12 protein-coding genes are annotated in these 12,016 nt (G+C 59.4%); 7 read left to right on the forward strand and 5 right to left on the reverse strand.

Features of this window, described 5'->3' with window-relative positions:
* Positions 1-100: 100 nt before the first annotated feature.
* The 7 genes from CU048_10215 to CU048_10245 all read left to right on the forward strand — a co-directional run bounded on the left by CU048_10215 (position 101) and on the right by CU048_10245 (position 7,351).
* Entirely contained in the window at positions 101-319 is a 219-nt protein-coding gene (locus CU048_10215; protein QBR72836.1) for a hypothetical protein, read from the forward strand.
* 120 nt (positions 320-439) lie between these two features.
* Positions 440-1,522 carry a choloylglycine hydrolase gene (locus tag CU048_10220; protein QBR71593.1) on the forward strand — a complete coding sequence of 361 codons (1,083 nt, stop codon included), beginning with the start codon at positions 440-442 and terminating at the stop codon, positions 1,520-1,522.
* Between the two features lie 43 nt (positions 1,523-1,565).
* A complete protein-coding gene (locus CU048_10225) occupies positions 1,566-2,240 on the forward strand; it encodes an isoprenylcysteine carboxyl methyltransferase (protein QBR71594.1) in 675 nt (224 codons plus the stop codon).
* A 73-nt stretch (positions 2,241-2,313) separates the two neighbouring features.
* On the forward strand, positions 2,314-3,192 hold the full coding sequence (gene tesB / locus CU048_10230) for an acyl-CoA thioesterase II (GenBank protein QBR72837.1): 879 nt from the start codon (positions 2,314-2,316) through the stop codon (positions 3,190-3,192).
* A gap of 369 nt (positions 3,193-3,561) precedes the next feature.
* Positions 3,562-3,900, forward strand: coding sequence for a transcriptional regulator (locus CU048_10235; GenBank protein QBR71595.1), 339 nt, complete (start codon positions 3,562-3,564; stop codon positions 3,898-3,900).
* Between the two features lie 36 nt (positions 3,901-3,936).
* Positions 3,937-5,475: an ammonia channel protein gene (locus tag CU048_10240; GenBank protein ID QBR71596.1), complete on the forward strand. Its 1,539-nt coding sequence runs from the start codon at positions 3,937-3,939 to the stop codon at positions 5,473-5,475.
* Positions 5,476-5,704: 229 nt separating this feature from the next.
* Positions 5,705-7,351, forward strand: coding sequence for a glucose-6-phosphate isomerase (locus CU048_10245; protein QBR71597.1), 1,647 nt, complete (start codon positions 5,705-5,707; stop codon positions 7,349-7,351).
* A 17-nt stretch (positions 7,352-7,368) separates the two neighbouring features.
* On the opposite strand, the gene CU048_10250 is transcribed toward CU048_10245, so the two are convergent.
* The 5 genes from CU048_10250 to CU048_10270 form a co-directional block, all read right to left on the reverse strand.
* On the reverse strand, positions 7,369-7,704 hold the full coding sequence (locus CU048_10250; GenBank protein ID QBR71598.1) for an HPr family phosphocarrier protein: 336 nt from the start codon (positions 7,702-7,704) through the stop codon (positions 7,369-7,371).
* The gene (locus tag CU048_10255; protein QBR71599.1) at positions 7,701-8,102 is read right to left on the reverse strand and encodes a PTS fructose transporter subunit IIA; all 402 of its coding nucleotides are present in this window, start codon (positions 8,100-8,102) and stop codon (positions 7,701-7,703) included. The genes CU048_10250 and CU048_10255 overlap by 4 nt, the downstream gene beginning before the upstream one ends.
* A 413-nt stretch (positions 8,103-8,515) precedes the next feature.
* The gene (locus CU048_10260; protein QBR72838.1) at positions 8,516-9,013 is read right to left on the reverse strand and encodes a hypothetical protein; all 498 of its coding nucleotides are present in this window, start codon (positions 9,011-9,013) and stop codon (positions 8,516-8,518) included.
* 16 nt (positions 9,014-9,029) lie between these two features.
* Positions 9,030-10,865 carry a histidine kinase gene (locus tag CU048_10265; protein QBR72839.1) on the reverse strand — a complete coding sequence of 612 codons (1,836 nt, stop codon included), beginning with the start codon at positions 10,863-10,865 and terminating at the stop codon, positions 9,030-9,032.
* A 234-nt stretch (positions 10,866-11,099) separates the two neighbouring features.
* Positions 11,100-11,795 carry a DNA-binding response regulator gene (locus CU048_10270; protein ID QBR71600.1) on the reverse strand — a complete coding sequence of 232 codons (696 nt, stop codon included), beginning with the start codon at positions 11,793-11,795 and terminating at the stop codon, positions 11,100-11,102.
* Between the last annotated feature and the right edge of the window lie 221 nt (positions 11,796-12,016).

Here is a 12,016-nt window from a genome sequence, read left to right on the forward strand (position 1 = left end):
CCCTAGCGGCTATCCGCTTAGAAGGTGCAGTCGCGCCGCCATGCTAAACGCGTGGTGCGGGCCCCAAGGCTCGCGAGTGAAAAAGCTGGAGGAAAACGGGATGTCCGACAAGGATCATGGTTCAAGCGGCAAGACGGCTCCGGAGGCTTCACGCATCGATCCGAGGCTGCTGGAAATCCTGGTCTGCCCGCGGACCAAAACCACCCTTGAATACGACGCCCTCAATCAGGAACTGATTTCGCGCGCCGCGAAGCTTGCCTATCCGATTCGCGACGGCATTCCGATCATGCTTCCGGACGAGGCGCGCCCGCTCGATTAAGGCTTGCCCCCGAAGGGGTAGCCGACCAGAGATTTATCGCATCGGTCGCCGAGCCGCGTCGTCAAGCTGCCGGGTGGCGATCGATGATGACTTACGGCTCATTCCATTTCCGGGGACATCATGGCCCGCAGATTTATAAGTGCTGTTTTCGCTGCGCTTTTTCTCACTCAACCGGCGCAGGCCTGTACCGGACTGCGTCTCACCGCCGAGGATGGCGCGGTGGTCCCCGGCCGCACTTTGGAATTCGGCTTCGACCTCCATTCGAATGTCGTGGTCATTCCGAAAGGCACCAAATTCACGGGGTCGACGCCGGGAGGCGGAACGGGACTGAGCTATACGACCAAATACGGCATGCTGGGCGCCAATGCGGTGGGCCTGCCGGACATTGTCGATGGCATTAACGACCAAGGCCTCTATGTGGGCCTTTTTTATTTCCCGGATTATGCAGCCTATGCCGATCCGAGCGCCGAAAATGCAGCCCGAGCCATGGCGCCGTATGAATATGGCAATTGGCTTCTCGGCAATTTCGCCAATGTGGACGAGGTCAAGGCCAATTTCGACAAGGTGGTTTTGGTCCCCACGGTTCTGGAGGCGATCAAGCAGGCGCCGCCGGTTCATTTCGTCGTTCATGATCGCAGCGGCAAATCCGTCGTCATCGAGCCGGTCCAACGGACGCTCAAGATTTATGACAACCCGCTTGGCGTCCTGACCAACGCGCCGACCTTCGATTGGCACATGACCAATTTGCGCAATTACATCAATCTGTCCGCGACCAATGTGCCGCCGGTGGATCTCTCCAGCCTCAAGCTCGCTCAGCTCGGTCAGGGGAGCGGCATGCACGGGCTTCCGGGAGACTTCACGCCGCCCTCGCGGATGGTCCGGGCAGTCGCCTTTTCGCAGGCGGCGCTGCCTTCGCAAACGGCCCCCGAGACGGTGCTCCAAGTCTTCCATATTCTGAATGCCTTCGACATTCCGGTCGGCGCCGTGCGGGGAACCCAGGACGGCAAGGTCGATGCCGAGTACACATATTGGACGAGCGTCGCCGACCTCAAAAACTTGAAATATTATTTCAGGACCTACAAGGATCAATCGATTCGCAGCGTCGATCTTCCGGCCGCGATCGCCGGCGCAAAGGGTAAAACCAAAATCATCACGATGGATTCGAAACAGCCCCTGCAGGATGTTTCGACCGGGTTCGAATAGGTGCTTCGGAACCGGCCGGTTCTATAATGAGGACTTTCCCGCGATGGCCAGGATTTGCACCTTCATTGCGGGCGAGTTCTTGGTTTTCGTCGTTCTGTTGTTTGGCGCCGCCGGCACGTTTTTCTGGCCGGCCGCTTGGATCTTCCTCATCATGTTCTTCGGTTGGTCCGCAATGATCACGGGCTTCATTGCGCGCGATGACCCGGCCTTGCTTGCCGAGCGGATGAAACCCCTGTTCCAGCACGGCCAGCCGCTATGGGACAAAATAATCCTGGTGAGCGTCGTCTTGCTTTTCGCGGCGTGGCTGATCTTGATGGGATTGGACGCCGTCCGGTTTCGTTGGTTTGTCATGCCCCTCTGGCTGCAATGGCTTGGCGCCGCGGGCGTCATCGCCTCGATGTGGATCTACCAGCTGGCCTTCAGGGCCAATACGTTCCTGGCCAATGTCGTAAGAATCCAGGATGAGCGCGGCCACAAAGTCGTCAGCACGGGTCCTTACGGCATCGTCCGGCACCCTCTCTATGCCGGTGTCCTGCTCTTTTTGCCGATGACCGCGCTGATGCTCGGCTCCTGGGCGGGCCTCGCCTTCGCGCCCTTGATTGCCATCGCCGTAATTGTGCGGACGGCGCTTGAAGATCGCGAATTGCGGCGCTCGCTGGACGGCTATGCGGATTACGCGCGCCGGGTCCGGTATCGGCTGCTTCCGGGGGTATGGTGATCCGTCCCAAGTGAGCTTTTTCAGAATTGACGGGCGCAAACATCCCACTGCGGAAAAGGAAGTTGATCCTGCCATGTCCAACGCCGTAGAAGAACTTTTGGCCATTCTAGATCTCGAAAAGATCGAGGAGAATATTTTTCGTGGCCGCAGTCCCCAAGTTGGCTGGCAACGCGTTTTCGGTGGGCTGGTGATCGCGCAGGCCCTCGTGGCTTCGGCCCGCACCGTCGACGGACGCGCGCCGCACTCCTTGCATGGTTATTTTCTTTTGCCGGGCGATCCGGCGGTGCCCATCGTCTATGAAGTAGATCGGATTCGGGACGGCAAGAGCTTCACCACGCGCCGTTGCAATGCGATCCAACATGGGCGGGCCATTTTCTCTCTGTCGGCCTCATTTCATATCGAGGAACCGGGCCTTGAACATGCGTTTTCGATGCCCGACGTGCCTTTGCCGGAAAGCCTGCCGAGCGAAGCTGAAATGCTCGAGCGTTTCGGGGCGGCAATGCCCGAGGCGATCCGCCGATGGTTCATGCGGGACCGCCCGATCGAACTGCGGCCGGTCGATCTCTCCCGCCACTTTCGGCACCAGCCTGGCGCGCCGCAACAAAACATCTGGCTCCGGGCGAGCGGGCCGCTGCCCGACGATCCCGCCATCCATCGCGCTGTCCTCGCATATCTTTCGGACATGACGCTCATCGACGTCGCGCTCAGCGCACATGGTCATTCGGTTTTCGATAGCGATCTGCAGATCGCGAGCCTTGATCATGCCTTATGGTTCCACCGGCCCTTTCGTGCCGATGAATGGCTGCTCTATGCGCAGGACAGTCCGAGCTCCGGCGGCGCGCGCGGTTTTACCCGGGGGCTTCTTTTCTCCCATGACGGCCAGCTCGTCGCCTCCGTCGTCCAGGAAGGCTTGATCCGTCCAAAACCAGAGAGCTTAAAAACTTTGCGCTGAGCGGGTCTGCGGCCGCGGATTTCCAAAGATGTGCTCTAGGCCGAGCCGAAGTTTTGAGACATGATGGGGAACCTCAGGATCACATCGATCGGGGATCCCGATGTCGATCTCGAGGGGGGCTGGTTCGCCATCTTGGGGCGATGCGTTAACCGCCTGATTATTCGACCGGAATAGAGGAGGCGGGCTCGGATTTCCGCCGCAGGGGCGATCGCCGTCGGGCATTTCTGCTGCGGGCCCGAGTCTTGGCCCGCCGATTGCTATCCAGAACTCAAGCAGGGCCGCGATAGCTCGCGTCCGGCTCTACGGTCGCGAGCCGTATTTGCACGCAGTTTCCAACGTCAAAGGTTAAAGGCAAGCAGGAAAATCAACATGAAAATAGTTACTGCGATCATTAAGCCGTTCAAGTTGGACGAGGTCCGTGACGCACTGACGGCGCTCGGCGTGCACGGCATGACCGTAACCGAGGTGAAAGGTTACGGGCGCCAGAAGGGCCATACGGAAATCTACCGTGGCGCGGAATATGCGGTCAGTTTTCTTCCGAAGTTGAAGCTTGAGGTCGCCGTGCCGAGCGATCTTGTCGCCCAGACCATCGACGCCATCACGACGGCTGCTAGAACCGGCGAGATCGGCGACGGCAAGATTTTCGTGAGCGGGCTCGATCAAGCGGTCCGAATTCGTACCGGCGAACGCGATCAAGAAGCCATTTAGCCTTCCTCCCCATTTGAAGTTTCTCAGGAGTTGAATATGAATCTTTGTTTGCTTCCGAGGATCGCTCCCCGAGCGGTCGGAGCAGGGCTTTTGATAGCCATGAGCACGGCAGGGCTGGCGTTCGCAGATGCGCCAGTGCCCAACAAAGGCGATACCGCCTGGATGCTGATCTCGACGGCACTGGTCCTGATGATGTCGATCCCAGGCCTCGCGCTTTTCTATGGCGGCTTGGTCCGTACCAAGAACATGGCGTCCGTACTTTCGCAGGTCTTCGCGATTGTGGCGCTGGTTTCGATCCTGTGGGTTTTTTACGGCTATTCGCTCGCCTTTTCCGAGGGCAGCCATACGTTGGTGCCCTTCGCCGAGAGCGAGCACGCTTGGCTCGGATTTCTGCAAGGGTTCGAATGGAACAACCTGATCGGAGGGTTCGACAAGGCCTTTCTTAAGGGCGTGACCCCGGATTCGACGGTCGCGACCTTCTCCAACGGCGTGGTCATTCCTGAATATGTCTATATGGCGTTTCAGATGACCTTCGCCTGCATTACCCCGGCCTTGATCATCGGCTCTTTCGCGGAGCGCGTTAAGTTCTCGGCCGTTTTCGTGTTTATCCTGCTTTGGGTAACGTTCATCTATTTCCCGATCGCCCACAGTGTTTGGTACTGGGCGGGCCCGGACGCGATTGGCGATGCCGCCAAAGCGCTTGCGGACGCTCCCGACGAGGCCGCCAAGGCCGCCGCGCAGGCAAACCTTGATTCTGTTCTCGCCAACGCCGGAAACTTCTTCAAAATAGGCGCGCTCGATTTTGCCGGCGGCACGGTCGTCCACATCAACGCGGGTATCGCTGGTTTGGTTGGCGCTCTGATACTGGGCAAGCGGATCGGCTATCCCCGCGATATCGATCCGCCGCACTCGGTCACCATGTCGATGATCGGCGCCTCGCTGTTGTGGGTCGGCTGGTTCGGCTTCAACGCCGGTTCGAATCTGGAATCGAACGGTGTGACGTCGCTGGCTTTCGTGAACACCTTTGTAGCGACCTCGGCGGCAACTCTTAGCTGGATGTTCGTGGAATGGGCGACCAAGGGCAAGCCTTCGCTGCTCGGCATGATCTCGGGAGCGGTTGCCGGCCTCGTCGCAGTGACGCCGGCGTCAGGCTATGCCGGCCCGATGGGGGCAATCGTTCTTGGTTTAGTCGCAGGTGCCGTCTGCTTCTTCTTTGTCTCGGTCGTGAAGGGCAAACTAGGCTATGACGATTCCCTCGATGTTTTCGGCGTCCACTGCATCGGCGGCATCATCGGGGCGATCGGAACCGGCATTTTGGTTGCGCCCTATCTCGGCGGCATAGGCCTCACCGACTATATGGCCAAGCCCGGCTTTGCCTCGCCGGGCGAATACGACATGAAAACGCAGGTTCTGATCCAGGTAAAAACTGTGCTGTTCACCCTTCTCTGGTCCGGTATAGGCTCGGCCATCATCTATAAGTTCGTCGACCTGACCATTGGCCTCAGGGTGACGAAACAGGCCGAACTCGAAGGCCTCGACATCACCGAGCATGGCGAGCGCGCTTACAATCCGTAAAGCGATGTCCTGACGCTTGGCGATCCGAGCGTCAGGACCAAAGTTCAACAGGAAACGAGAAAACCATGGGCCGTGAACAACGGTCCATGGTTTTTTAGATTGCCCCTCCGATCAGAGCCGGAAAACTTGGAGCGACTTTTTTTCGACAAGGACCTGCCCCAGCCTTACATTGTTGAGCGGTCGATCTCGGTCGGCTTGTCCCTGATCGGAACGGCTTTAGAGGTGGCGCATGGCGGATGGCGAAGTTGCACAGGCTCTGGCTGCGCTCAAGGCCCATAGGGCCGCGATAGGCGCGCGAACGATCGTCGATCTGTTTGCCGACGATCCGCAACGATTTGAACGCTTCCACATCAAACATGGCGATCTTCTGTTCGATTTCTCGAAGCATCGGGCCGACGAGGAAACGCTCCGGCTGCTCGGCAATCTCGCACGCGCCGCCGGTGTCGAGGCACGGCGGGCGGCCCTGTTTGCCGGCGAGCCGGTCAACGCGACGGAGCATCGGCCTGCGCTGCACATGGCTTTGCGCAATCTTTCGGGAAAGCCGATGTTCTCCGAAGGCCGGGATGTCATGCCGGAGGTCCTGGCCGAGCGGGCCAAGATGGAAGCCTTCGCCGAGGCGGTGCGCAACGGCGACGTCAAGGCCGCGAATGGCGCGCGATTTACCGACATTGTGAACATCGGCATTGGCGGCTCGGATCTTGGTCCCGCGATGGCCGCGCGCGTGCTGTTGCCCTTCGTCGCGGGGCATCTGACCTTGCACACCGTGTCCAATGTCGACGGCGCCGATCTCGGCGACACACTCAAGCGGGTGCCGCTCGAAACCACGCTTTTCATCGTTTGCTCGAAAACCTTCACCACGATCGAGACGATGACCAACGCTGCCTCGGCGCGCAAAGCCGTCGCGGCGAAGCTCGGTGAGGCGGCGGTTGCCGATCATTTCTGCGCGGTTTCCACCCATCTCGATAAAATCGCCGCCTTCGGCATCCGCAGCGATCGGGTCTTCGGGTTTTGGGATTGGGTCGGCGGGCGCTATTCGCTCTGGTCGTCGATCGGGCTTTTACTGGCGATCGGTATCGGCAAGGAAAAATTCAATGAATTCCTGCGCGGCGGCCAGGATATCGATGCCCACTTCGTGGAGGCTCCGCTCGACCGCAATGTTCCAGTCCTGATGGCGCTTCTCGGCATCTGGTACCGTAACATCTGGGGTTTTGCGACCCATGCCGTCATTCCCTATGACGAACGCATGGCCAGATTTCCGGCCTATCTGCAGCAGCTCGAAATGGAATCGAACGGGAAATCGGTGGGCCTCGACGGGGCGCGCGCCAAGCTGGAGACCGCGCCGATCATTTTTGGAGAGCCAGGGACGAATGGCCAGCACGCCTTCTTCCAGCTCTTGCATCAGGGCACCGAAATCGTGCCGATCGATTTTCTCGTGGCGGCGCAGCCTTTGGACGCGGACACCGCGCATCACCAGATGTTGTTTGCCAATTGCCTGGCCCAGAGCCAAGCTCTAATGCAGGGATTACCGCTGCAGGAAGTCGAGACCCGGTTGCGCGCCCAAGGGCTCGGCCAGGCGGCCATCGAGGCGCTCGCGCCACATAAGGTCTTCGAAGGCAACCGCCCCTCGAGCACTTTTCTCTATAAGCAGATGTCGCCACGCGTCCTCGGCCAGTTGATCGCCCTCTATGAACACAAGGTCTTCGTCCAGGGCGTGATCTGGAATATCAATTCCTTCGATCAATGGGGCGTCGAACTCGGCAAGGAACTCGCCAATAAGCTGTTGCCGATCGTCGCCGATCGGAGCCGCTCGACGGCCGGCCTGGACGCGTCGACCGCCGGCCTCATCCAAGAGGCGCGCGAATATGGCGAAGGCTGAGGGCGGCGTTTTGCCGGTCACTCATCCTCGCCGAAGCGATCGGCAACCAGCGCTGCGATCGCCTCGAGAGCCTGCGTTGCCTGAGCCCCGGTGGCGGTGAAGGTCACCGTCATTCCCGGACCTGCGCCGAGCGTCAATATGCCCATGATCGAAGTTCCGCCGACGGTCTCACCGCAGCGGCTGACCGTGATTTGGACATCGAACCCGTCGATGCATTGCACGAGTTTTGCGGTCGCGCGCGCATGCAGCCCCTTGCGGTTGACGATTTCGACCGTGCGCACCAGCACGCCTTCAGGGGCCTCGAATTCGGGGCAATCGCTGGCGTCGGCGGATTTGACGTTTTCCGAGCTCATTTTCCGCTCAATACCCGGCTCGCGACATAAATATATTTCCGCCCTGCTTCCTGGGCCTGGATCACGGCCTGTTCCAGGTTGGTGCTGTCCCGCAAGGAGGCCAGCTTAATCAGCATCGGCAAATTGACGCCGGCGATGACCTCTATATGGGAATCGTACATAACCGAGATCGCGAGGTTCGAAGGCGTCCCGCCGAACATATCGGTAAGTACCACCACGCCGTCGCCGCTGTCGACCTTGGCCACGGCGGCAACGATATCCTTGCGCCGCTGCTCAATATCGTCGTCCGGACCGATCGCAATCGATTCGATCTGTTTTTGCGGACCGACCACATGTTCCAACGCGGCACGAAATTCCGATGCCAGGTGGCCGTGGGTCACGAGGACGATTCCAATCATCAAACGTACCTGTTCGTTCAGGAACCTCGTGCCTGAGCGGCACGGACGTGAGTGGTGTTCGTCAAGGCAGGGACCATGCGTAGACCAAAGGTGAGAGGCGCCGTGACAGAGCCCGGCAGCTCACGTGGGTTAACCGTTTAATACCAAGGATAGAAGATAGCTACTCGCCCCACATTCGCGAAGGTTGTTCCAAAAATGATAAAAATCTAACCCCACAAACGCACCTTCACGCATGACCTGATCGGAACGATCGCCGATCAAGACAAGTTCGCGGCGCCATCTTGTGCGGCGCAATGGAATTGGCAAGCGAAATGACATGCCATTGGTTCCGATGGGACAGATTTATGTCAGTTTGATTTGGACGGATGCCGATCCCGAAATGCCTATCCATAAGCGGAAAGTCCTGTTTGTATTCAACGGAACCTTGAAAGCGACGGCAGCTGGTGGCGCTGGCGTAGATTTGCCAGCACAGCCCGCGCGAGGTCCGAAGCTGCGGCGTCTTGCCGCAGGGTCAGACAAGGCAAGTTTGCACCGGCGACGGTGACCTGGTCCTGGTCTGGTTCGGGATACCTTGGGATCGGGGCGCCCGCATCGGCAAGATCGACCACAAGCCGAAGCACAGCGGCAGGCAGAAACGGCACCTCGAGGATACCTTGGCCGCGGGACTCGATTTTTCCAAGGATCAACGGGTGCCCGCGGGCGATGAGGCGACCGGCTTTCAGTTCAACGCCAATCCTGTCATCGCCGATGAGGCGGGCGAACAGGCCGGCGTGCTCGGCGGCTTCGATCAGTGCGAAAGCCAGCCGGCTCTTGCCTGAACCCGAGCTGCCCCGAATCAACACGCCGGCCTCTCCCAGGACAACCGCCGTTGCATGGACTGACTGCCGCGGGGTATCGGTCGACTCGACAATTAAATCGGACAAGATATTATTGTGCTCTAGGTAAGAACACCAGGAAGCGGGCGCCGAGCACCGGGGTCACCCCATCCTTATCGGGGGGGCCAACTCGGTTGAGCGCCGAGATGTAGCCGCCATGGGCCTCGATGATCTGCCGGGAAATGGAAAGACCAAGTCCGGAGTTCTGACCAAAACCTTGTTCGGGGCGGTCGGTATAAAACCGCTCGAAAATGCGCTCATAGGCGTCGGCCGGAATGCCCGGACCGTCATCGTCGATGACAACTTCAAAACCGTCGGTGATATGGCCCTGGGCCGAATGGGCTCTGGCGAGCCGCAGAAGCAGGCGGACGCTTCCGCCAGGCTCCGAAAACGAGCGGGCATTGTCGATCAGATTATTGAAAACTTGGCCGAGGCGGGAATCATGGCCGAGAACCATATAGCTCAACCTGCGGGGGTCGTTGAAGGCTTCCCGGGCGATGGTCAGGCTGACGCGCACGGCGCCGGTGTCGGTGACCAAATTGGCCACGGCGACGACCGCTTCAAGCAGCCGGGTAAGATCCACAAGGTCAACGTCGGCGCGCGCCAATTCGGCATCGAGTCGCGACGCGTCGGAAATATCGCTGATCAACCGATCAAGCCGGCGCACGTCATGCTCAATGATCGCCAGCAGCGCGCGCCGCGATTCCGGCGCGCGGGCGATCGGCAGGGTTTCAACCGCGCTGCGCAAAGAGGTCAGCGGGTTTTTCAGTTCATGCGCCACATCGGCAGCGAAGCTTTCGATCGCCTCGATGCGGTCGTAGAGAGCCTTGGTCATATCCCGCAAGGCCCCGGAAAGATGCCCGATTTCATCCGAACGCCCCGTGAAATCGGGAATTTCCCGGCGTGACTTCGTCCCCTTCCGGACTCTTTCCGCTGCTTCCGCCAAGCGCCGGATCGGCTCCGCTATGGTTCCGGCGATAAACATGGACAGAAGGAACATGATCGCCGAGGAGACCAGAAAGATTCGGACGATCGCCCCTCGCTCGGACCCGATAATCTTGTCGATGTCGTCGCCTTGGGTCGATAGGAGCAGGGCGCCACGCACGGCCCGGAAACGTTGGATGGGCACGGCGACGGACACAATCGTCTCGCCTTTGGCGTTGACCCGAACCACCGAGCGTGCGCCGCCGCTCAGGGCGCGCGCCACTTCCGGATAATTCTTGCCGTTGCTGACACCAATGTCCTCATAAAGCGGAAGGTCGGAGCGGCCAAACAGCCGTTTGAACCAATTGCCGATGCCCTCCAACGGGTTCTTGGAATCTTCCCGTGCCGGCGGCGGCAGGTCGAACCGCATGATGTTCGCGCGGCTGGTCAAGGAGCGCGAATCAAGCAGCAGGTAGCCGTCGCGATCATAGATGCGCGCCCGCGTCCGAGTCGGCGAGGCAAGACGATGCAGAACCGGACCGACGCGCTCAGGATTGATGGAAAACTCCAGGGACGGAACCGTCTCCTCGGCGAGCGCGTAGCTTTCTCCCGGGGAGAGCTGCAGCAGCTTTTCCGGATCGATGGCGATCGAATCGGTTTCCACCGTGGCGGAAGCGGCGACCGCCGCGGCAATGATTTCCCCCTGGATCTGAAGGCTTTGAACCCGCGCGTCGATCAGCCCTTCGCGAAACTGGTTCAAATACAGAAAGCCGATCAGCAGAGCGACGAGGCCGCCGAGGTTCAAGACAACGATGCGGCGTGTCAGCGGAGAGGCAAATCGCGCACCGGCGGCGCGGGCGAAAGCCCGCAGGCGTACCGCAAGACCCCGCCGGATACGCTTAACCCGCCGCGCGGCCTCAAACGCTCGTTCGAAGCCCAGCCCCTCCCGCGCTTCAAAGCTCATTGACCGGTTATTCCAACCCGCAAAGCAGAAAGTCCCATGGGCAAGTCCCGAAAAGGTGACCGGACTCTTTCCCGGCATGAATCGGCCGTAGGCTGCGCCGATGAATATAGCCAATCCACAGCTGCCGGCGCGGATTGCTCAGGCCGCTGTCTTAGCAGCAGCGCAAAAAAAACTCAAAAAAATCCGCTTTTGGGCACAAGCGATGGCTTAGCCGGATGGCTCAGTTTGACCCAATCATTCCTTGAAACGATAGCCCACGCCATAGAGCGTTTCGATCATTTCGAATTCGTCGTCCACCACCTTAAATTTCTTCCGCAGCCGCTTGATGTGGCTGTCTATGGTGCGGTCGTCGACATAGACCTGATCGTCGTAGGCCGCGTCCATCAAGGCATTGCGGCTTTTGACGACGCCAGGTCTCGTGGCCAGCGCCTGAAGAATGAGAAATTCGGTGACCGTCAGAGTGACCGTATCATTCTTCCAGGTGCAGGCATGGCGCTCGGGGTCCATCTTCAGCTGGCCGCGCTCGAGAATCTTCGCTTCGGTTTCCTTCTGGGACCCTGGTTCCTTGGGATTGGCGCGGCGCAAAATAGCCTTGACGCGCTCGACGAGAAGCCGCTGCGAGAACGGCTTCCGGATGAAATCGTCGGCCCCCATCTTGAGGCCGAACAATTCATCGATTTCCTCGTCTTTCGAGGTCAGGAATATCACCGGCACATCGGATTTTTGGCGCAGGCGGCGCAGCAATTCCATCCCGTCCATGCGGGGCATCTTGATGTCAATAATGGCAAGATCCGGCGGATTGGTTTTCATGTCGTCGAGCGCGGTCGACCCGTCGGTATAGGTTTGGACGCGGTAGCCTTCTCCCTCAAGGGCAATCGCCACGGAGGTGAGGATATTGCGGTCGTCGTCAACCAAGGCAATCGTCGGCATGAATCGTCCTAATTGCGAATTCGAGCGCTCGAATTCTTTTCCACGGGGTGGTTAGACCTTTAGCGACGCATTAGCGAAAGGTTTTCGCCCCGAATTGGCCGTTTTGTTGCGGCGCGGTCTATTAGAATCCGTGGCCGCAACGGCAAAAGGGTGCATTCAGCAGGCTTCAAGGGCAAAATTAACTACTATCCCTGGCTTCTCTATACACGCAGGGAACCTAA

The sequence above is a fragment of the Beijerinckiaceae bacterium genome, assembly GCA_004564215.1.
Classification (GTDB): Bacteria; Pseudomonadota; Alphaproteobacteria; order Rhizobiales; family Beijerinckiaceae; genus Methylocapsa.